Annotated in this window: 21 protein-coding genes; 9 read left to right on the top strand and 12 right to left on the bottom strand. The window is 73.8% G+C overall.

The features are described from left to right. Positions 1-7: 7 nt before the first annotated feature. Positions 8-772 carry an SDR family NAD(P)-dependent oxidoreductase gene (locus GCU69_RS11025; RefSeq protein WP_156205802.1) on the top strand — a complete coding sequence of 255 codons (765 nt, stop codon included), beginning with the start codon at positions 8-10 and terminating at the stop codon, positions 770-772. Here the strand turns inward: GCU69_RS11025 and GCU69_RS11020 are convergent. Both GCU69_RS11020 and GCU69_RS11015 read right to left on the bottom strand, forming a co-directional pair. After that, entirely contained in the window at positions 766-1368 is a 603-nt protein-coding gene (locus GCU69_RS11020; protein ID WP_235978395.1) for a hypothetical protein, read from the bottom strand. The genes GCU69_RS11025 and GCU69_RS11020 overlap by 7 nt on opposite strands. Positions 1369-1651: 283 nt before the next feature. Next, a complete protein-coding gene (locus GCU69_RS11015; RefSeq protein ID WP_156205801.1) occupies positions 1652-2926 on the bottom strand; it encodes a M24 family metallopeptidase in 1275 nt (424 codons plus the stop codon). A gap of 471 nt (positions 2927-3397) precedes the next feature. Between GCU69_RS11015 and GCU69_RS11010 the strand changes: the two genes are divergently transcribed. Further along, positions 3398-4069, top strand: coding sequence for an LPXTG cell wall anchor domain-containing protein (locus GCU69_RS11010; protein ID WP_156205800.1), 672 nt, complete (start codon positions 3398-3400; stop codon positions 4067-4069). A 169-nt stretch (positions 4070-4238) separates the two neighbouring features. Here GCU69_RS11010 and GCU69_RS11005 read toward each other — a convergent pair whose 3' ends face one another. Together GCU69_RS11005 and GCU69_RS11000 are read right to left on the bottom strand one after the other, a co-directional pair. Then, positions 4239-4679 (bottom strand): MarR family winged helix-turn-helix transcriptional regulator, encoded by a 441-nt coding sequence (locus GCU69_RS11005; protein WP_098750240.1) that lies wholly within the window; start codon positions 4677-4679, stop codon positions 4239-4241. Between the two features lie 367 nt (positions 4680-5046). Further along, positions 5047-5565, bottom strand: coding sequence for a GNAT family N-acetyltransferase (locus GCU69_RS11000; protein WP_156205799.1), 519 nt, complete (start codon positions 5563-5565; stop codon positions 5047-5049). 351 nt (positions 5566-5916) lie between these two features. On the opposite strand from GCU69_RS11000, the gene GCU69_RS10995 reads away from it, so the two are divergent. After that, positions 5917-6579 (top strand): class I SAM-dependent methyltransferase, encoded by a 663-nt coding sequence (locus GCU69_RS10995; protein ID WP_156205798.1) that lies wholly within the window; start codon positions 5917-5919, stop codon positions 6577-6579. Positions 6580-6824: 245 nt separating this feature from the next. Here GCU69_RS10995 and GCU69_RS10990 read toward each other — a convergent pair whose 3' ends face one another. The 3 genes from GCU69_RS10990 to GCU69_RS10980 all read right to left on the bottom strand — a co-directional run bounded on the left by GCU69_RS10990 (position 6825) and on the right by GCU69_RS10980 (position 9089). Then, a complete protein-coding gene (locus GCU69_RS10990; RefSeq protein WP_156205797.1) occupies positions 6825-7574 on the bottom strand; it encodes a DinB family protein in 750 nt (249 codons plus the stop codon). 200 nt (positions 7575-7774) lie between these two features. Beyond that, entirely contained in the window at positions 7775-7957 is a 183-nt protein-coding gene (locus tag GCU69_RS34710) for a DUF664 domain-containing protein (protein WP_098750210.1), read from the bottom strand. A gap of 127 nt (positions 7958-8084) precedes the next feature. Further along, positions 8085-9089, bottom strand: a complete 1005-nt coding sequence (locus GCU69_RS10980) for a dipeptidase (RefSeq protein ID WP_156205824.1) — start codon at positions 9087-9089, stop codon at positions 8085-8087. A gap of 450 nt (positions 9090-9539) precedes the next feature. Here GCU69_RS10980 and GCU69_RS10975 point away from each other — a divergent pair, with 450 nt between their 5' ends. Next, positions 9540-10757, top strand: a complete 1218-nt coding sequence (locus tag GCU69_RS10975) for an MFS transporter (protein WP_098750208.1) — start codon at positions 9540-9542, stop codon at positions 10755-10757. Here the strand turns inward: GCU69_RS10975 and GCU69_RS10970 are convergent. Together GCU69_RS10970 and GCU69_RS10965 are read right to left on the bottom strand one after the other, a co-directional pair. Beyond that, positions 10744-11361, bottom strand: a complete 618-nt coding sequence (locus tag GCU69_RS10970; protein ID WP_098750207.1) for a TOPRIM nucleotidyl transferase/hydrolase domain-containing protein — start codon at positions 11359-11361, stop codon at positions 10744-10746. The genes GCU69_RS10975 and GCU69_RS10970 overlap by 14 nt on opposite strands. 502 nt (positions 11362-11863) lie before the next feature. Then, positions 11864-12880: an NAD(P)/FAD-dependent oxidoreductase gene (locus GCU69_RS10965; RefSeq protein ID WP_098750206.1), complete on the bottom strand. Its 1017-nt coding sequence runs from the start codon at positions 12878-12880 to the stop codon at positions 11864-11866. A gap of 85 nt (positions 12881-12965) precedes the next feature. Here GCU69_RS10965 and GCU69_RS10960 point away from each other — a divergent pair, with 85 nt between their 5' ends. Together GCU69_RS10960 and GCU69_RS10955 are read left to right on the top strand one after the other, a co-directional pair. Continuing rightward, positions 12966-13568 carry a helix-turn-helix domain-containing protein gene (locus tag GCU69_RS10960; protein ID WP_098750205.1) on the top strand — a complete coding sequence of 201 codons (603 nt, stop codon included), beginning with the start codon at positions 12966-12968 and terminating at the stop codon, positions 13566-13568. Positions 13569-13724: 156 nt separating this feature from the next. Continuing rightward, positions 13725-14603 carry a class I SAM-dependent methyltransferase gene (locus GCU69_RS10955; RefSeq protein WP_156205796.1) on the top strand — a complete coding sequence of 293 codons (879 nt, stop codon included), beginning with the start codon at positions 13725-13727 and terminating at the stop codon, positions 14601-14603. Between the two features lie 142 nt (positions 14604-14745). On the opposite strand, the gene GCU69_RS10950 is transcribed toward GCU69_RS10955, so the two are convergent. Then, positions 14746-15849, bottom strand: a complete 1104-nt coding sequence (locus tag GCU69_RS10950) for a fatty acid desaturase family protein (RefSeq protein ID WP_218037911.1) — start codon at positions 15847-15849, stop codon at positions 14746-14748. Between the two features lie 593 nt (positions 15850-16442). Here GCU69_RS10950 and GCU69_RS10945 point away from each other — a divergent pair. Then, positions 16443-16715, top strand: a complete 273-nt coding sequence (locus tag GCU69_RS10945; protein WP_098750204.1) for a hypothetical protein — start codon at positions 16443-16445, stop codon at positions 16713-16715. A 126-nt stretch (positions 16716-16841) separates the two neighbouring features. Here GCU69_RS10945 and GCU69_RS10940 read toward each other — a convergent pair whose 3' ends face one another. Both GCU69_RS10940 and GCU69_RS10935 read right to left on the bottom strand, forming a co-directional pair. Next, positions 16842-17045, bottom strand: coding sequence for a cold-shock protein (locus GCU69_RS10940; RefSeq protein WP_098750203.1), 204 nt, complete (start codon positions 17043-17045; stop codon positions 16842-16844). A 303-nt stretch (positions 17046-17348) separates the two neighbouring features. Further along, positions 17349-17861 carry a MarR family winged helix-turn-helix transcriptional regulator gene (locus GCU69_RS10935; RefSeq protein WP_098750202.1) on the bottom strand — a complete coding sequence of 171 codons (513 nt, stop codon included), beginning with the start codon at positions 17859-17861 and terminating at the stop codon, positions 17349-17351. Between the two features lie 170 nt (positions 17862-18031). Here GCU69_RS10935 and GCU69_RS10930 point away from each other — a divergent pair, with 170 nt between their 5' ends. Continuing rightward, positions 18032-19255: an FAD-dependent monooxygenase gene (locus tag GCU69_RS10930; protein ID WP_098750201.1), complete on the top strand. Its 1224-nt coding sequence runs from the start codon at positions 18032-18034 to the stop codon at positions 19253-19255. 245 nt (positions 19256-19500) lie between these two features. Continuing rightward, entirely contained in the window at positions 19501-20442 is a 942-nt protein-coding gene (locus GCU69_RS10925; RefSeq protein WP_156205795.1) for an ABC transporter ATP-binding protein, read from the top strand. Positions 20443-20576: the final 134 nt, after the last annotated feature.

Raw genomic sequence — 20576 nt, 5'->3', positions numbered from 1 at the left:
GGGCGCGATGGAGCCGCAGGGACGCGTCGCCGTGATCACGGGCGGAGGCACCGGCATCGGCCGCGCCACCTCCCTGGCCCTCGCCCGCGCCGGGGCGGCGGGCATCGTCGTCAGCTACACCAGGTCGGCCGAGGACGCCGGCACGCTGGTCCGGGCGGTCGAGGCGCTCGGCGTGCCTGCCCTGGCCCGGAGGGCCGACGTCGCCGACGACGGCGAGGTACGGGCGCTGGCCGCGGCGGCCCGGGACCGGTTCGGGCGGGTCGACATCCTGGTCAACAACGCGGGCACCACCCGTGCCGTACCCGAACCGGACCTGGAGGGACTGACCGACGCCGACTGGCGGGAACTGCTCGACGTCAACGTGGTCGGCGCCTTCCGCTGCGCCCGCGCCTTCGCTCCCGATCTGCGCGCGGCACGCGGCGCAGTGGTCAACATCGCCTCGATCTCCGGCTACCGCGCCGGCGGCTCCTCGATCGCCTACGGGGTCAGCAAGGCGGCCATGCTCCAGCTCACCAGGAATCTCGCGGCCGCGCTCGCCCCCGAGGTCCGGGTGAACGCCGTCGCGCCCGGCACCGTCACCACCCGCTGGCAGACCGGCCTGCACGGCGAGGACGGCTTCGCCGAGCGCGCACGGGCCGAGCGGGAATCCGTACCACTGCGCGCCACGGCCGGCCCGGAGCACGTCGCGCAGGCCGTACGGGGGCTGCTGTCGATGGACATGGTGACGGGGGAGACCCTGATCGTCGACGGCGGCAAACACATCCGCTACTGACCGGCAGCCCCACCGCGACCCGGCCTGTCTGCCCGGGGTGTGCCCCGCCCGTCGCCCAGCAGCAGGGTCAGTCCCGTGAACCCGCCGATCAGCCAGCTTGCGAGCGCGGCCACCCGGTGGCCGGCCGACAGCCCGACGGGAAACGAGAGCACGGCAAGCGTGAGGACGACGACGGCGGCACGCCGCGGACCGGAGCCCTGGTTCCACTCGCGGCGCAACACACCTGAACGTCTCCACAACGTCCACAGCCCGAAGGCCGCCGCCAGACCGGCCGCAACTGCGAACACGGCCGGTGGCTGCGGGAAACGGCTGCCACTCAGCTCCCCGCGGGACAGGCCGAGCACGCCCACGGCCAGCACGACGGGACCGACCAGCGCGAAGACACCGGCCAGGACGCGGAAGAAGCCCACTCCCACCCGTGGCACGCCGTTTCCGCCGAGCGGCACCGATCGCTGGGACAAGACGTAGAAGCGATCAGCCGCTCCCCGGAAGTTCGCGGCGACAATCCAGCCGAACCCGGTCGCCCAGAGTCCCCATACGACATGGAACAGTCCGTTCCCACCGTCATTGCCCGGCATCTCTCGCCCCCCGGTCATGTGCTCCGCCGATCCTCGCTGGGAGGCTAAGGGGGCTGCGCGGAGCACCGTGATGCCGGATCCCGGCAATCTCCGGAAGCCGGTGCGTTCCGTGACGAGGCTTCGCGTACGCCCCGGCGGGAGCGGTGAGGGGCAGGTCCGGGAGGGTCCGGAGGTGAGAGGTGCCGCATGTGCGGCACACCGCCGACGGAGACCGGCGGGCGGCTCGCCGCGGGGCCGCGGCCGGCCCCGCGGCCCCGTCCCTCGGCGGCCGGTCGCGGAACGGCGGTGCCCGGCGGGCCGTTCAGTCCCGGGGCGTGTGCGGTGAGCCCGGTCGCAGGATCCGCGCGGTGTACGGGTTGAGTTCGACGGGCTCGTCCTCGCCCACGATCACCGTGCCGCCGATGTGGGCCAGGTGGCGCCCGATCGCGTAGTTGGGCTCGAAGGCGAAGCTCATTCCCGGTTCGAGCCGCATGCCGGCGAGCATGGTGGCCTTGTCGGGGACCGAAGGGTAGGCCTCGGCTCCGGGCCGGCGGCCGATGTCGCCGGGGAAGCCGGACAGGCCGATCATGGGGTTGAGCCCGTGGACCGCCGGACCGAAGACCCACCCGCCCGCTGCCGCCGCCGGTTCGCGCATCTCCTCGACGACTTCGCCGAACGTCCGTCCCGGACGCAGCGCCCGGAGCCCCGCGTCGTAGGCCGCGCGGGCGATGTCCGCCGCGCGTGCCAGGTCCTCGGGCACCTCGCCGAGCGCGATCGTGACCTGGTGCTGGGTGTGCCGGCCGCCGAAGTGGCTGAAGACCTCGGCGGAGATGATGTCGTGGTCCCGCAGAACCCGGGGAGCCTGTGGCCGGTACGCCCACGGCGGCGGCCCGGAGGCCAGCGGCTCCGGCCCCGACCAGAAGTGCATGCCCGGGACGATCGTTCCGCGGGTGTGCGCGGCGGACATGGCGGCGGCGTACACCTCGCTCTCCGGGACCCCGGGCCGGGCGGTGTCCACCATCGCGCGGACCATCTCGTCACCGATGCCGGCCGCGTGCCGGACGACGGCGATCTCCTCCCGGCTCATCGCCATGATCATCTGAAGGAACGCCGGTGCGGCCGGTTTGAACTCCGCCCCCGGGAGTTGGGCCAGGACGTTGTTCCACAGACCATGCGGCACGATGCCTTCCGGATACCACGGCGGATAGGGCTCCAGGCCGACGACACCGATGGTCCCGCTCGTGAGGCCGAGTTCGGTGATCGTCCCGACGACGGCACGCGAGTCGCGGGTCATGCGGACGTTCTCCGGAGGGATCCACATGGTGTCGCCCCTGCCGGAGGACTCCAAGTGGTCCATCATGAACAGCTCCATCGGGAACAGGGAGATCGGTTCGCGGTCCCTCGCGAAGATCACGGTGGTCCCGGGGCGTCCGTTGGTGAACCAGGTGTCGTAGGAGACCGGCGCCGGTCCGGCGTCCTCGTGCTCACCGAACACGAGAAGCGCGTCGAGCCCCTCACGGGCCATCAACCGGCGGGCGCGTTCCCACCGGCGGTCGCGCTCCGCCATCGAGTAGGTCGGTACATCGGTATCGGGCATGGCGGTTCTCCATCGGTTGTCGGAGCGGGTGCGGCGTGCGGAACGACGAGGTGTCTTCCGGAGCGGAGCGCCGTTCACGGCCCGAACGCGGCGGCGGGGCCGGCCGGGTGCCGGTGGAGGAGTCCCTGAGCCGGCGCGGTCGATCCGGTGTCCCCAGGATCGGCCGCTCCGGCGGCGGCCCACCAGGGACGCCCTGTCCCCCGATGAGCGGACCCCGGATCCGCGGCGCGGGCCCCGGGAATCCGTGAATCCGTGAATCCCGGGCGGTGGCGGACCCTCCGGACAGCCGGGCGGACCGGGGCTTCGTGACTCTCCGAAACGTTCGTTGGCCGGATCGTTATCGGACACCAATGGGGCATGTGGGACCGAAGCGCCTTATCCGGTCACCGGATGGCTTGACCTGCCCTTGACGGTGGCTGGAAGCTGAGCCGCCACCTCCCTCCTTCCGCATTCGAGAAGTTGGTTATGCCCATGCGCACACTCACGTCTGCGTGCACGGTCACGGCGGCGGCAGCGGTTTCGCTGCTGCTCGCCCCGGCCGCGTACGCGACTCCTCCCGGCGACAACGGGACCGTGAAGATTCACGACGCCGGGACCGGCGAGGAACTCCGCAAGAACGAGCCGCACGTCTGCGTCTTCTATCTGGACGCGTTCGGCTTCGACGGCGGGCAGCAGGTGGACTGGAAGATCGTCGAGATGCCGCCCACCGGCACGAAGGGCACCGAGGCGGAGAGCGGTGCCCTCACACTCGACGGAGAGGGGCACGGCCGCAGCGATGACCTGTCGCTGCCGGACGGGCACTACAAGCTGGTCTGGAACTTCGACGGAGAGCACGGGAAGGCCAAGCACAAGGTCTTCTGGAGCGAGTGCGAGGACTCCGGCGAAGAGCCCGGCGGTGAACCGGGCGGTGAGCCGAGCGGCGAGCCGTCCCGGGAGCCCACGGGGGAGCCGTCGGAGCAGCCGTCCGGGGAGTCCTCCGGGGAGCCCGCGCCGTCCGGTACGGGCAACGCCCCCGCCCCCGACGGCGGCGGGGACCTCGCCGAGACGGGGGCCTCCATCGGCATCCCGGCCGCGGCCGCGGGGCTGCTGATCGCCGCGGGCGGCGCGCTGGTGCTGCGCCGCCGGACCCGCAGCGGCAGCTGACCCTCGCCGGTACGGCTGTCGAGCCCGGCCCCGCGGTTCGGGGCCGGGCTCGACGGTTGCGCGGCACCGGCGCCCCCGGGACGGCTGGGCGGTGCGGGCCTCCGCCGGGTGTGCGGGGGTGCGGGTGTTCGCGTGGCGGTGGCTGGCGGTTGTGGCGGCGCGTCCGCTGTTACGCGGTCTCGTCCGCCGGCTGCGGGCGCGGCCAGGGCATTCCGTGCAGCCGTTCGATGTCCGCGTTGAAGCGCTGAAGGTGGTCGGCGAAGGAGGCGATGTCCTCGTCGGTCCAGTGCGCCATGATCTGGTCCAGGCTGGCGACGATGCCCGTGCGTTCCTCGTCGAGGCGCCGCTCGCCCTCCTCCGTGATCCGGAACTTGCGGGCCATGCCGCCGTCCGGGTCGGGGATGCGCTCGACCAGGCCCGCGCGCATGGCGGCCGCGGTCTGCCGGTTGAGCGTGGAGGCGTCCAGCCGGAACGCCTCGCCGAGCTGCCCGATCGACATCGGGCCCTCCATGCGGATGCGGCTGAGCAGGATGTAGGCACTGCGGTCCAGGCCGCCGCCGGTGCGGCGCCCCTTGCCCTTGTGCAGATGCATGTAGCGGCTGAGCAGCATCTGCTCGAATTCCACCCGGTCCGTGGCCCTTCCCGCCGTGTCCACCTGACATCTCCTTCGCGCTGCGACTCCCGCGAGTTCGCTCGTACCCATCATATGCACTGCGCATGGAATATGCTGTTTACACATAGTGTGCTCTATGCATACTGGGCGGTCTCGCGGCGCCGTACTCGTTGGCGTTTCGTGGCGGAGTCCCACCACGGACGTCCTCCGGTGACTGCGGCCCGGCGACTGCCACCCGGTCGTCCGTCCCGGCGTTCGCCCCGGGGTCCGTCCCGGCATCCGTTCCGTGTCCGGGGCGGTCGTCGGCCGCCGTCCTCGGCCGCCGGGGCCGGGGGAGTCGCGGGTGGCGCGCGGGATGGTGACGTCACCGCCCCGTCGTCCGGTGCCACCGGACTTCACCCTCGTGACATGCGTCGGTGGGTACGAGCCCGGCCGCGGTGGCGACGGCCGCGGAGGCCCGGTGCCGGGGGTGGACGTGGGCGATGACGGCCCGCACCGGCTGCCGGCCGAGCCAGTCGACGAGTGCCCGGACCGCTTCGGTGGCGATGCCACGCCGCTGCCACGGAGTCCCGACCACCCAGGCGATCTCGGCGACGGGCCCGTGGGCGGAGGGCCCGAGCGTCGCCTGGACCGTCCCGGTCAGGCAGGCGTCCTCGCGCAGCCGGATGACCCAGTTCAGCCAGTACACTCCGGGATCGGGGGAGCCCGCGGTCATGCGCTCGTAGCGGGAGCGCAGAGCCCGCGGGGTGTCCGGGGTGCCGCCGATGAAGGTGTGCAGAGCAGGATCGGACAGCACGGCGGCCATCTCCTCGGCGTGCTCGACACGCAGCGGCAGCAGGTCCAGCCGCCCGGTGCCGATGGCCCGCGCCCTGACGGCGCTCACCCCGAGACCGCCGTGACTGCCGTGACTGCCGTGACCACCGCGAGCGCCCCGGCGCGTCCGGCGGGCCGCCCGCGTACGAACCGGTCTGCGGCGCGGCCGGGGGCGTCCCCGGCGGCGGGCGGGAAGCGGCGCGCCACCGCTCGCGCTCCGGACCCCGGCGGGTGGAGGCTCATGCCCACGGACATCCGTTCTCCCGGACCTTGGAAGGTCCAAGACTCGGTGCGCCGGGGAACCGGGTCAAGTCCCGGGCGGCGCGGCGGACTTCCGGCAGGCCTCGACCGGTGCGCCGTCGACGGCCGCGGCAGCGACGACAGCACACCCCGGGCGTGTCCGTACGGCTAGGGTCGGGGCATGGACAGCGACGACGATGCGCTCATGAGGGAGCAGATCGCCTACTACCGCGCCCACGCGGGCGAATACGACAGGCCCTATGCCGAGCGGGAGGAGCTGCGGCAGCTGCTCGCCGTGGCCGACGCCCTGCCGATCCTGGGGGACGTGCTGGAACTGGCCTGCGGAACGGGTCAGTGGACCGGGAAACTCGCCGCGCGGGCGCGCTCGGTGACCGCTCTCGACGCGGCGGACGAGACGCTGGCCGTCGCGCGTGCGCGGGTCACCGCCCCCAACGTCCGGTTCGTCCGGGCCGACCTGTTCACCTGGCAGCCGCCGCGCCGCTACGACACCGTGTTCTTCGCCTTCTGGCTCTCCCACATCCCGCCGTCCCGGCTGCCCGGCTTCTGGGACACCGTCGCCGCGGCGCTCGCGCCACACGGCAAGGCGGTCTTCGTCGACGACGGCCCGGGCGCGGCCGCGCGCGAGGAAGTCCTCGACCAGGAGCCCGTTCCCGCCGTGCTGCGCCAACTCGACGACGGCAGCCCGTACCGCGTCGTGAAGGTCTTCCACGACGCCGGTGAACTCGCCGGCCGGCTCGCCGCGCTGGGCTGGTCGGCCGACGTCAGGCCCATGGGCGAGAGCTTCATCGCCGGCGCCGCGGAGCCGCCGGCCGGCGCGGGCTGACACGCCGGGGCGGCAGCACCCGGAACCACGGTGTGCTCCGGCTCGTGGGCCGGCCGGCCCCGCCCGGCGCGCCGCCGACCGGTGATCAGCCGACGCCACGCCGCGCCCCGCCCCGCCGCGCCCCGTACCGTCGGCGCCCCGTACCGGCCCGGCCCCGGCCTCGTCCCGGGCCCCGCGGGCAGCGGCGGTTCCCGGGCCGGCCCATGCCCGTCCGTCAGGTCACCACGCCAAACGCACCGGGACCTTCACCCTTCACGGTCACCCGCGGTACGCACCCGGCCGGGAGCGTTGAAGCGGGTCCGCCACAGGTCGCGGAGCAGCGCGATCTCGGCCATGTGGTGGATGAATTCGAGATTCGCCCCCGCCAGCACGGCGACGTACGGGTCATCGGCGTCGGAGCCGTACGGGTACTGCGAGAAGCCGACCGTGTCGAGCTGCTCGTCGGTGACCGTGGCGACGCTGCCGCGCCAGCGGTCGATCAGCGCCCAGAACCGCTCGAGCGCCAGTGCCGCGGACGGCGTGAAGTCGACCAGCTGATGCGGGTCCTGCCGCCGTTCGCCGAAGGTCCACTCCCATTCGCCCGCGAAGCAGGAGTGCAGGTGCCCCAGCCGCCACGCGATGGTCGTGATCGGCGTGTCGTCGGGCTCCGGCGCACCGGTGTGGGCGAGGACCTCCTCGACCCGCGCGGTACTCACGCTCCAGTCCTCGGCGATCTTGGCGACGGTCATGCCGCCGGCGGCCTGCCGGGCGATCTCGGCGTACTCACTCGCCGGGATGTCCGGGGCTCCCTTGTCGAGCACCCACTCGCCCGGCCCGTACGCCCTGGGCGTCACCGCCTCGCCCCGGCGCCGGACCGACCAGGAACCGGGCACCGGCTCCCAGAGGTACTCCTCGTCGCCGAGCCCCGTCAGCCGTACCTCGGCCATCTCCCTGACCTGGTCGAACTGGTCGAGCAGCAAGCTCAGACGACCCGTCGTCGCACCCTTGGTTTCCATGTCCGGCTCCCCTCACGGCCGGGCCGTCCGCCCGGCTGCGCTCAGGCGGAAGCTAACGGTTCGCCTGGCCGGGCGCGACTGATTTCCCCGCGCGAGCGGCGCGGGGCGGCGCGATCCGGGCCGCGGCCATGAGGACCGGCGGCGCGGCTGCCGCCTCCACGGCACCGTCACCGGCACGTCACCCGGCTCGGGCTCCAGGCTCAGGCTCCGGCTTCGGATCCGACTTCGCCTCCGACTTCGGCTCCGGCTCCGCCCGTGGTGTCCGGCAGGATCGGGCGGCCGGTCGTGCCGTCGAGCATCTCGCGCAGGATGTCCAGGTGGCCGTTGTGGCGTGCCGTGGTGCGCTCGTCCCACGCGGGCGGCGTGTCATCGATTCGTGTCATCGCGCGAAGCGTTCCCGGTCACGCCACCGGTGTCGAGGCGTTTTGCGACGGGCCCGGCCTCGTCCGCCCGCCCCCTTGTCCGGTGGGTCGCCACAGCGGTGCAGCGCCGGTGAACCGCCCGGCACGATCAGCCGGACGGGCCCCGGCGCCACACCAGCGAGGCGACGTGGCGGAAGTTGCCGCCCAGGATCGCGGTGACCGCGTCGTCGGGGTATCCCCGGGCGGTGAGCGCGTCCTCCAGGCTCAGCAGCCCCTCCGGGGGCATGAAGCTGATCGGGCCCCAGCGGGTGTAGCAGTCGGGGAACAACTCCGGACTCTGCGCGAGCATCGCGTTGAAGTCCTCGTGGTCGAACGGATAGTCGGTCGACACACCGACGTGCTCCGGGCCGACGAGGTCCACGGCGTAATCGATGTGCCGCAGCAGAGCTTCGAGGCTCGCGTCGTTGGGGCCGAGGAAGATGCCGACGCCGGTGATCCCGATGACTCCGCCCGTGGCGGCACACGCCGTGGCCTGTTCGTCGCCGATGTTGCGGGGGTGGTCCCACACCGAGCGCATCGAGGAGTGGCTGTAGATCACCGGCTGCTCGGACACCTCGCACAGGTCCAGCCCGGTACGGGCACCGCAGTGCGATCCGTCCACCACCATGCCGACGGCGTTCATCTCCCGGACCAGCGCCCGGCCGTAGGCGGTGAGGCCCTCGTCGACCTCGTCCATGCAGCCGCCGCCGGCCTCGTTGCGGTTGTTGTAGCTCGGCAGCATCGTGCGGACACCGAGATCGTAGAAGTGGCGCACCCGGTCCAGCCGCCCCTCCAGCGGACCGGAATCCTCCAGATCGAAGGCCACGGCCACGTCACCGTCCCGTTCGGCGGCCTCGATGTCGGCGACGGTCACCGCCTGCCGCAAACGGCCGTCCGCGGCGATCCGCTCCCGCCAGCGTGTGACGAGCCCGGTGACGTCGTCGGCACTGTGCGGAACGTAGCCCGCGTTCACCGAGACGAAGCTGCCGCCCGGCCTGCGGTAGCGGGCCAGTTCGCCGACATCGGCTACCGGGTCCAGCGGCAGGCAGCAGTGCTGCTCCCAGAGCAGGGGCGGGCGGCGCGCTTCCGAGGATCCGTTCGACACGGCACGCATTATGCCCGCGCCCCGTCGCCCGCCGGGGGCGCGCACTTCGGCGGTGCGGCTCGCGCGGACGCGGTGCGGCGGGACATCCTCCAACGTGCCGTGATGCCGTGATGCCGTGATGCCGTGATGCCGTGATGCCGTGATGCCGTGGTGCCGTGGTGCTTCCGTGGTGTGGTGCCGCACCGTCGTGGCCGGGCCCGGCTGTTGCGCCGGTGGACCGGGGCCGCGTGCCCGCGTGCCGGGCCCGCGGATCCGCCGCCCGCCGTGGCGCCGTCCGCGGCCACGTGCCCGGTTCACGGACGCCGAACCAGCCCTCGGCTCCCCGACGGTCCCGACGACATCTCACGGAAAGCGGCGGCCCCGGGTAAGGTCCGGTGTGTCAGCTGCTGTCGCACCGCGACGGCAGGTCGTTGGGAGTCCGGCTCCCGGGTGGGTGGGCATGCCCGAAAGGCATGTCCCATGCGGGGCTATCTCGACGTCCTGAGCGTTTCCCGGCTGCGCGTTCCGCTGGCCGCCACGGTGATCGGCGCGTTTCCGGTCGGCATGCTGAGTCTCGGCCTGTTGCTGTACGCGCACGAGCTGACCGGCTCCCTCGCCGTCGGAGGTCTCGCGGCGGCCGGATTCGGACTGGGCAACGCCGCCGGTGTGGTGGTGCAGGGCCGACTCATCGACCGCTACGGGCAGGGCCGCGTCCTCGTGGTCGCGGGCACAACCTGCGCGCTCTGGGGCGTCCTGCTGGTGGCCGCCGCGCCCGTGGTGGCCTGGCCCGGATTCGCCGTCGTGGCCGCGGCCGGGATGGGGCTCGGCATTCCGGCGACCGTCGCCGGCATGAGGGTGCTGCTCGCCGAACTCGTCCCGACCCCCGGGGCCCGGACGGCCGGGTACGCGCTGCTGGCCGTGCTGTTCCATCTGGCGCTGCTGGCCGGGCCGCTGATCACGTCGCTGCTGCTGGTGCCGGCCGGGCCGGGCGGCGCCGTGGTGGCGGGCGGCTTTCTGGCCGGTGGTGCCGGGCTGCTCTTCTCCCGGACCCGGGCCTCCCGGAACTGGCGGCCCCGGGGCGCCTCCGCGAGAGGAGACGGCCTCCGGCGGAACGCGGGTCTGGCGGTCCTGCTGCTGATCGCGGCCACTACGGGCATCTCGGCCGGCGTGGTCGCCGTCGCCGTGCCGGCCTCGGCCCTGGACCTGGGTACCGCGGCCGACAGCGGGGTGCTCATCGCGGCCGTCTCGGCCGGTGAGATCACCGCCGGGCTGGCCTGGGGCGCCCGCCCGTGGCGCTGGTCGGCGGCCCGGCTGCTGCTGGCGGCGCTGGCGGCCTCGGTCGTGGCGGCCGGCATGACGGCGTGGGCCGCGAGCAGCCTCGTCCTCCTCCTCCCGGCCCTGTTCCTGGTCGGCATGTGCAGCGGTCCGTCCGCCATCGCTTCTTCCGCGCTGCTGGACACCCTGGTTTCCCGCTCCACGCTGACCAGGGCGTACACCCTGATGGTGAGCGTCTTCCTGGTCGGCGGAGCGCTGGGCAACGCGGCAGGCGGGGCGCTGACGGAGAGTCTCGGACACCGGCAGACCTTCGCGCTCAACGCCTGCTGGCTCGCTGTCCTGGTGGCCGCGGGAGCACTGCTGCGCCGCACGCTCGAACCCGGTTCCGGCGCGCCGGCCCGCCCAGCGGTCAGAGCCTCGTGAGCAGCTCGTCGAGCGGGGCGGGTATGCCGTCGGGGGTCAGCGCTTCGACGAGGACGCGGCCGTAGCGGATCTTGCGCCCCTTCTTCGTGCCGAGGAAGCGCCGCAGCTGCTGCTGTGAGGTGCGGCCCTGCTGCGCGGGCTGGCGCAGGAAGGTCTGCAGGGCGCGCAGGTCGCCCTCCGCCCGGACGAGTTCCTCCACCCGTGGCACGCCCAGCGCGCGGATGAGTTCGTCCTCCAGGTCGGCCGCGCAGACGAAGAACTCCTGCCCGGCCGCGCCGGCCCGCTCCCAGCCGCGGGCGTAGTAGCGGCGCTCCGCCTCGTCGCACAGCCCCGTGATGCGCAGGTCCAGGCCGGGCGGCCCGAGGAGGTGGGTGAAGCGGCCGACGCTCATCGCTCCGCCCATCGGCAGCACGCAGATTCCCTCCGCAGCCAGGTCCCGGCCGCGGCTCCCGGCCAGCGCGTCGACCGCCGCGGCGTCGCTGGGCCCTTCGAGCAGCACCACGGCCCGTACGGGCAGTCGCGCTGCCAGCTCGCGTGCGGGGCCGCCGGGACCCCCGGCGGCCCACGCGGTAACCGCATCCCGGAACGACGCCATATCAGCCATGGGACGAGTCTCCGTCCTCACCGGCCACCGCGGTAGGGATTTTCCGCCCGCGAGCCGGTCCGCGGCGAGCGGCCGTCACCGGCGGGCCCGGCGCGCCCGCCGGAAGGGAGCGGGCCGGTGCCGCGTGCGTCCCGACCTGCGCGACCGAAGTGAGGCCGCGCGCCGGGACGGACGCGCGCTCGCGGAGTCGGGCAGGAGGCGCGCCGCCCTCCGTTCCGTGCCGCGCGGCCGGGGAACGCCGGCGCGGGTGTGCTTGACGGGGCGCCCCGGCACCGGTCGCCCCGTCAGACGGCAGGGCGGGAACGGGAACGAGGGCGCAGGGAACTCCTCCGGGCGCCCCTGCGCGGGGCCGGCGGTGGTGTTCTCCGTCCGCCGCGGGACGTGCGTACGCCGGTCTCGCGTCGCCCCGGGCCGGGCGGCCGGTGAACCGGCCCCGCACGCGAGGTCCGGCCGGCGGCCGCCGGGCTCCGCGGCGGGGGCGCCGGGAGAGCGTACCCAGCGCCTATGCGCCGACCGTGGCGCGCTGTGCGGCGGCGAGCGCCGCGTCGGTGTCGGCGGCGGCCAGGTCGGCGTTCATGTGGGCACCGGCCAGGGCGCCGGCCGCGGCCGAGGCGCCGACCTGGGCCGACAGGTCGGCGGCGTTGCCCGCCACCCACACACCGGGCACCTCCGTGCTGCCGGCCGTACCGGCGGCGAAGTGGCGGCCCATGCCGCCCGGCAGGTCCCGCGTCGGCAGGTTGAGGCCGTCCAGGCCGTCGGAGCGGGCCTGCATGGTGGTCGCGACGGCGAGGACGCGGCGGGCCACGGTCCGACCGTCCTCCAGGCGCACACCGGCGACACCGCCGGCCGCGGTGGACTCGACCGAGGCCACCGGCCCGTCGACGACCCGGATGCCGCGGGCGGCGAACCGTGCCCGGGTCTCCTCGTCCAGGGCCGTCCCGCGGGCGAAGTAGACCAGGTCGTCGGTCAGCTGGCGGAACAGCAGCGCGTGGTGGACGGAGGCGGGGCCCACGGCCAGGACGCCGATGGGTTCGTCGCGCACCTCCCAGCCGTGGCAGTACGGGCAGTGGACCACGCCGTGTCCCCAGTGCCGGGCCAGGCCGGGGATGCCGGGCAGCTCGTCCCGCAGGCCGGTGGCGACCAGCAGCCGTCGCGCGTGCAGGCTGCCGCCGCCGGCCAGGGTGACGGTGAAGCGCGGATCCCCCTCGGCGGACGGGGCGGCAGCGACTGCGGCGACGACCTCGCCGGTCACCACCCTCCCTCCGTAGCGGCGTACTTCTTCGCGGCCGGTGCGCAGCAGTTCGGCCGGCGGTGTGCCGTCCAGACCGAGCAGCCCGTGCACGCCCTCGGCCGGGGCGTTGCGCGGGGTGCCGCTGTCGACCACGACGACGGAGCGGCGGGAGCGGGCGAGCATGAGGGCGCCGTTCAGCCCGGCGGCGCCGCCGCCGATCACCACGGCGTCGACCGTCTCGCCGGGCGCGGGCAGGGTGTCGACGGGTTCGGCAGTCGTCACAGTCATGGGATGGACCTCTCTACGCGGCGAGCGGGCCCGGCGGGCCCTTCCGTGCTTTCACCCTAGGCATGCTTTGCGTAGGTGGCATACGATGTTGCTCATGACGCAAGATGATGGCGAGATCGACAGCCTGGTACGCAAACGGATCCGCGCTCTGCGCGTGGCGCAGGGCTGGTCCCTGGACGAGCTGGCCACCCGCGCCAGGCTCAGCCCGTCCACTCTCAGCCGGATCGAGAACGGCCGGCGCCGCCTCGCCCTGGACCAGCTCGTCACCCTGGCGCGCGCCCTGGACACCTCGCTCGACCAGCTGGTCGAGACGGCCGCCGACGACGTCATCACCAGCCCGGTGATCGACGCCGCCCATGATCTGATGCGGTGGCCCGTCCGCGCGGACCCCGGCATGACGGTCGTACGCCAGCGCATGACGAACCCGCCGCCCGACAGCCCCGCGCGCATGCGCGCCCATCCCGGCCGTGAATGGCTCGTCGTGCTCTCCGGCACGGCGGTCCTGATGCTGGGCAACAGCCGCTTCCGGATGGAGGCCAACCAGGCCGCCGAGTTCCCCACGATGCTCCCGCACGCCATCGGCGCCGAAGGCGGGCCCTGCGAGATCCTGGGCATCTTCGACCGCGACGCCCGCCGCGGACACCAGCGGCGCGAGGGCACCGGGGAGGCGGGCCCGCCGTCGCCGTGACCGGGTCCGCGTGGGACCGCGCCGCCTCGCACGGGGCGGACCGCGGCGCGAGGCAGGAGCGAGCCGCTTGCGCCGTCGGCAGGCCGGACCGCCCATGACTTGCCTTTCGCGAAAGGGATCGTGCCGCAAGCGCATGATGCTCCTAGCGTGGGCGCCATGACACACACATCCCCGCACGCGCCCCACGACCACGGCGCGCACGCGGCCCACCGGCACGGACAGGGCCTGGACGCCGACGGCCAGGCCGAGATTCTCGAGCTGGACGCGGAAGTCCTCGCCGGGCACATCGCCTCCATCACCGCCTGGCTGCCCGTCGAAGCCGCGCCCCGGCACATCGTGGATCTCGGCTCGGGAACCGGGACGGGCACCTTCGCCCTGCTCGAGCGCTTCCCCGGGGCCGAGGTGACGGCGGTCGACACCTCGGCCGGCCACCTGCGACGGCTCCGCGAGAAGGCCGCGGCAGCGGGTCTCGCCGACCGGGTGCACACCGTCCTGGCCGACCTCGACACGGCATGGCCCGACCTCGGCACCCCGCAACTGGTGTGGGCCTCGGCCTCCATGCACCACATGGCCGATCCCGGCCACACGCTGCGGCAAGTCCACGACACCCTCGCCCCGGGCGGCCTGTTCGCCGTCGTCGAGCTGGCCGGCTTCCCGCGCTTCCTGCCCGAGGACGCGCCGGAGGACCGTCCCGGTCTCGAGGAGCGCTGCCACGCCGCTCTCGACCGGCACCTCGCCGAGCACATGCCGCACCGGGGCGCCGACTGGGGCCCTCAGCTGACCGCGGCCGGCTTCACCGTCGAGGACGAACGCACGGTGAGCGTGAACATCGGCCCGCCCCACACCGACGCGGTGGGCCGCTACGCGCTCGGCAGCCTGCGCCGGGTGCGCGACGGCGCCGCCCCGGCCCTGGCGGCCGAGGACCTGGCCGTCCTCGACCAGCTGCTCGACACCGACGGACCGCGGAGCATCCTGCGCCGCGGCGACCTGACGGTGCGCACCGAGCGCTCGGTCTGGGCCGCCCGGCGCACCTGACCGCGGCCGCCCCGCGGCGAGCGTGCCCCGCGGCGAGCGGGTCAGCGGGGGCCTCGGTGGGCGCTTCATCCCGGTACCGGGCCCGCCGCCCGGCCGGGGTTCGCGCCGGTCCTCCGGGACGGTGCCGGGAGCGGCGGTGCGGTCAGTACTCCAGCTCGGGGCGCAGGCGCAGCGGGCCGGCCACCGAGTGGAGGTGCCGCAGCACCTGGGCGTACGAGTCGAAGAGCCCGGTCTCGTGGTATGCGATGCCGTGCCGGGCGCAGTAGTCGCGCACGAGTTCCTGGGCATGGCGCAGGCTGGGCCGCGGCATCGACGGGAACAGGTGGTGCTCGATCTGGTAGTTGAGCCCGCCGAGCGCGAAGTCGGTGAGCCGGTGGCCGCGGATGTTGCGTGACGTCAGCACCTGCCGGCGCAGGAAGTCCACCTTGTCGTCCTTGCCGAACATCGCCATGCCCTTGTGGTTCGGGGCGAACGAGCAGCCCATGTACAGGCCGAACAGCCCCTGGTGCACGAGCAGGAACACGACGGCCTGAAGGGGAGTCAGGACCAGGAACAGCGCGGCGAGATAGCCGCCGATGTGCGCCGTGAGCAGGCCGGCCTCGGCCACCTTGGTCCTCCGCGAGGTCGCCGTGCCGGTGCGGTCGAGCAGGGCCCGGACACCGGCGACGTGCAGGGCGAGCCCTTCGAGCAGCAGCATCGGGAAGAACAGCCAGGCCTGGTGGCGGGCCAGCCACGCGTACGCCCCGCTGCGGACGCGGGCATGGTCCTCGGTGAAGGCGATGGCCCCGTCGGCGATGTCGGGGTCGCGGTCGATGTGGTTCGGGTGCGAGTGGTGCCGGTTGTGCTTGGTGATCCACCAGCCGTAGCTGAGGCCGATCAGCAGATCGGCGTGCACGCGGCCGAGCAGGTTGTTGACGCGCTTGGAACCGGCGATCTGGTGGTGTCCCGCGTCGTGCCCGATGAAGCCGGTCTGGGTGAACATCACGGCGAGGAAGGCGGCGGTGAGCAACTGCCACCAGGACTGCCCGATCAGTACGAACGCGGTCCACCCGGCGGCCAGCAGGAGGAGGTTCACGCCCACCTTGGCGGAGTAGTAGCCCGGCCGCCGCTTCAGCAGCCCGCTCCGCTTGACCTCACGGGAGAGCGCGGCGTAGTCGCTGCCCCGGGCCCTCGGAGGGGAGCTGTCGGCCTCCGGGGGCCGGGGCGGCGGCGGACCGGTGTCCAGGTTGACGGTGTCAGTGCTCACGGGTGTCCCTCCGGGATGTGCGGGCCGGCGTCACCGGCGCGAGGCGCCGGGCGCGGGCGGCCCGTACGGCAAAAGCGGATGCAGCACGAACAGGCCCGAAACGACAGAACGCCCGCGACAGAACTCCGCGGGCGCTTCCACGTCTGCAAACTCCAACTACAACCACCTGAACAACGTCCGGTGCGCCGGCATTGTTCCCACCCGGGCGGGAAGGGCGCCGACGGTGCTTCCGGCGGCGGTTCCGGAGGGCGCGCGTGGCACGTGCCGGGGGCCGGAGGGGAGTACGGTTGCGGCACGAGCGCACCCTGCACGCCGTTCCCGTTTCGGCGTCGCCCCCGCAGAACGGCACAGGCCGGCGCAGCGCGGAGAACCCGGCCGGAAAAGAGCCGCACCATGTCTCGTGGCTCGTACGGCCACGCCCCTCCCGTACCCGGTCCCGCTCGCGGCCCGAACGGATGTCCCGGCCGCCGGGATGCCTCCGGGACCCTTCGGCAGCCGGCGTCCGCCCCCGAGCCGATCAGCACGTCAGGCCCGGCCGGTGCGGCTCCGAACCGATGAGCACGGCCCAGAACCGATCAAGAGGATGCGGACGCATGTATTCACAGGAATCGATCTCCGGCCGCCGGCGAGGCCGCTCCGGGCCGACCCCGGAGATGCTCTCCGGGCTGGCCTGCCTCATCTGCGGAACCGACTACCGCGACGCTTCCGGTCAGGAGGTGGCGGTGGTCTCCCACCGCGACGACAAGCAGCTCCTCGCCTGCCACGGCACATGCGCGCGCATGGCGAGCGGCTCGGTCGGCGGTCTGGACGAGACGCCCCTGCCGCTGGCCGAGCGCGTGCGCAGGCACGGGGCCGGCGGCTCCTAGAACCGGGGCACCGGGCGGTTCCCGGCACGTACGGCGCGGCCGGGACGGCGCCCGCGGCGGGCCCCGGCCCGGAACGGACGGAGCCCGCCCGGCGAACTCGCCGGGCGGGCTCCGTACGGACGCGGATCAGGCGGGGGTGATGTTCTCCGCCTGCGGGCCCTTCTGGCCCTGGGTGACGTCGAAGTTCACCTTCTGGCCTTCCTGGAGCTCACGGAAGCCCTGCGCGGCGATGTTCGAGTAGTGGGCGAAGACGTCGGCGCCGCCGCCGTCCTGCTCGATGAAGCCGAAGCCCTTTTCCGAGTTGAACCACTTGACGGTTCCGCTGGCCATACTGTCCTCCAAAAGGACTCGAGGTCGGTTTCCCGCACGCGCGGGAAGCCGGAGGTGATCGCCCTGGTCCTCAGAGGCGCTGAACAGCGTAATCGCCCGTGAACTCGCGCTCACGGGCGACGGGTACTTCGGAACCATGACAGCTGCCCCTGACGCTACACCGGTCTTGCCGCCTTCACCACGGCGACGCCCGATCCGGGAGTGCGCCGGTCCCGCGCGGGCCCCGGCCGGAGGCCGTGGGCGCGACGTGTGGCGGGGGCCGCCGGGACGCGCGGGAGCCGGGTGCCGGGTGCGCCCGGAGTGTCAGTCATCCCCGTCCGCGTCCCCCCGTGTCAGCCGGGCCGTCACGTCGTCGGCGAGACGGGCGAGGAGGCGGGCGAGGTCGTCGCGGTCCTGCTGCGGCCAGTCGGCGAGCGTCTCGGCGAACCAGCCGAGCACGAAGGTCGCGTACCGGTTGGCCGCCTCCGTGCCCGCACCGGTCGGTTCGATGAGGCTCACCCGGCGGTCGTGCGGGTCGGCGACGCGTCGTACGAGCCCGCGTTTCTCCAGGATCTGGACCTGACGGGTGACGTGCGGGCCCACCACCTGCATGCGGTCGGCGATCTCACCGATGCGCAGCGGCGCGCCCGCCGTGCGAAGGGACACCAGCACCCCCATGGCGGGGCGCTCGCGGGCCAGCCCGGCGTGCTCGGTGGCGCGTTCGACCAGCCGGCCCTTGGTGATGGCCGCGCTGAGCTGGGTGATCCGGGGGAGCACGGCGAGCAGGCCGGAGTGGGGATCCTCCGGTACGGGCGCCCCGGGGGTCTCGGGCGGCATGACACCTCCGTTTGCATACCTGAGTGAGGTATCTATATCGTGGGAGCGGACGGACGGCGGCAGGGGTGCCGCACGGCCGCCATAAGGATACCTGAGGTACGCATCTTCATCTTGGGCCTGGTGCGTACCGCCTCCTGGCCGGGGCAGGCCCGGCGGAAAGGCGAGCAGCCATGAGGAACACGTCCCGTCCCGCCCGCCGCGTACTGATCTCCGGAGCGAGCATCGCGGGCCCGGCGCTCGCGTACTGGCTCGACCGGTACGGCTTCGAGGTGACCGTCGTCGAGAAGGCGGCCGCCGTGCGCGGTGGCGGATACGCGATCGACATACGCGGCACGGCCCGCGAAGTCGTCGCCCGCATGGGTTTGCTGCCGCGTCTGCGCGAGGCGCATGTCGGCACCCGGCGCATCACCTTCGTCGACCCGGCGGGGGAGACGGTCGGCTCGGTGCAGCCGGAGCAGTTGACCGGGGGAGCGGCTGGCCTCGACCTCGAAGTGCGGCGCGGGGACCTGGCCGACGCCCTGAGCGCGCCGCTGCGGGACCGGGTCGAGTTCCTCTTCGGCGACTCGATCGCGACGCTGGACGACGACGGGGAGGCCGTGCACGTCGTTTTCGGCAGCGGCGCACGCCGCACCTTCGACCTCGTGGTCGGCGCGGACGGACTGCACTCGAACACCCGTCGGCTGGTCTTCGGCCCCGAGGAGCCGTTCCACCGCTACCTGGGGCACGTCTTCGCGGGCTTCACGCTGCCGAACGAGTTCGGGCTCGCACACGAGGGCGTCGTCTGGAACGACCCGGGACGCGGTGCCGTCCTCTACGCCCACGAGCCGTCCGGCCGGGTGCACGGCTTCCTCACCTTCACCCGCGAAACCCCGCCCTTCGAAGCGTTCCGTGACCCGCGGGCGCAGCGCGACCTGGTCGCGGCGCGCTTCCCGGAACGCGTCTGGCACCTGCCGCGCCTGGTCGGCGCGATGCTGGAGGCCGACGATCTCTTCTGTGACATCGTCAGCCAGATCCGGCTGCCCACGTGGTCCCGCGGCCGCGTCGCGCTGGCGGGCGACGCGGCGCACGCGACGTCGTTCCTCTCCGGCCAGGGATCGAGCGTCTCCCTCGTCGGCGCTTACGTCCTGGCCGGTGAACTGGCCACGCACGCGGACCACCGGGACGCCTTCGCGGCGTACGAGCGCCGGGCGCGGCCCTTCGCGGAACGCAACCAGGCGCTGGCCACCGGCGGCGGCACGGTGGTCGCGCCGGCGACGCAGGAGGAACTGCAGGCCCGCAACGCGATGGTGCGCGACCCGCGGGCGGCGGCGAAGGCCATGGCGGCGGCGGGCGCGCGGGAAAGGAGCGCGGCGCACTCGGGACTGGTGCTGCCCGACTACGCCGAGGCCGTCTGAGCGGAACGGCCGGAGCGCGGCTGCCCGTCGGCGCAGATCACCCACCGGCGGGCAGTCGCCGGCTGTCGCCGCCGTCCGCCGCCTGCCCGTCCGCCCGTCCGCTGGACATCCGCCCTGGGTTCCGGCGATTGTCGAGTGCGCCGCGCCCGGCGACGACCCGTCCGGCAGGGGCGGCGGCGGACGGCGCCCCCGTGAACGGCCGCGGACGGGGCGGCACCACGACAGCGGCACGCGGAGGCAGGACGATGACGACGCTCAAGCGGACACCCGCACCACCCCCGCCACCGGCCCCCGCCGCCGGACCGGTCGTCCGGGCCCGCGGTGTGACCATGGCGTACGGCGACCTCGACGTCCTGCACGGCATCGACCTGGACATCCACCGCGGCGAGGTCTTCGCGCTCCTCGGGCCCAACGGCGCCGGGAAGACCACCACCGTCGAGATCCTGGAGGGCTTCCGGCGGCGCTCGGCCGGGGAGGTCGGCGTCCTCGGGGTGGACCCGGAGCGGGGCGACGACGCCTGGCGTGCCCGCATCGGACTGGTCCTGCAGTCCTGGCGCGACCACCGCCGCTGGCGGGTCGCCGAACTGCTGACGCACTTCGCGACGTACTATCCCGACCCGCGCGACCCGGACGAACTGCTGGCGCTGGTCGGCCTCGCCGACCAGGCCGGCCGGCAGGTGGAGCGGCTGTCCGGCGGCCGGCGGCGACGGCTGGACGTCGCACTCGGCATCGTCGGCCGCCCCGAACTCCTCTTCCTGGACGAGCCGACCACCGGCTTCGACCCGGAGGCGCGGCACGAATTCCACCTACTGGTCGAGCGGCTGGCCGAGGACGAGGGCGTCACCGTCCTGCTCACCACGCACGACCTGGTGGAGGCCGAGCGGCTCGCCGACCGGATCGCCATGCTGGTCGGCGGCCGGATCCGGGCCTGCGGCACCCCGGCCGAACTGGCACGGCGGGCCGCCGCCCGGGCCGAGGTCCGCTGGACCGCCGAGGACGGGACACAGCGCCGCGAACGCACCGAGGACCCCTCACGACTGGTCTGGGAACTGCACCGGGACGCGGACGGCCCGATCGCCGGCCTGGAGGTCCGCCGGCCGACGCTGGAGGACACCTATCTGCACATGGTGCACCGGGACAAGGACGGCACGGACGGCGCCGCGGGCGGGGAGGCACGGACCGTATGAGGGGGATACGCGTGACCAACAGGACGGGGCGGGCCGGCCGGGCGGGGCGGGCCGGCCCGCCCCGCCGCGCCCCGACGGCGGACGCGACGGCGGACGCGGCGGGTGGGAGCGACGTGACGGACGGGAGCGACGCG

Source organism: Streptomyces lycii, assembly GCF_009735685.1.
Classification (GTDB): domain Bacteria; phylum Actinomycetota; class Actinomycetes; order Streptomycetales; family Streptomycetaceae; genus Streptomyces; species Streptomyces lycii.
The sequence above is the reverse complement of the archived record's forward strand: the minus strand, read 5'-3'. Positions and strand labels throughout refer to the sequence as shown.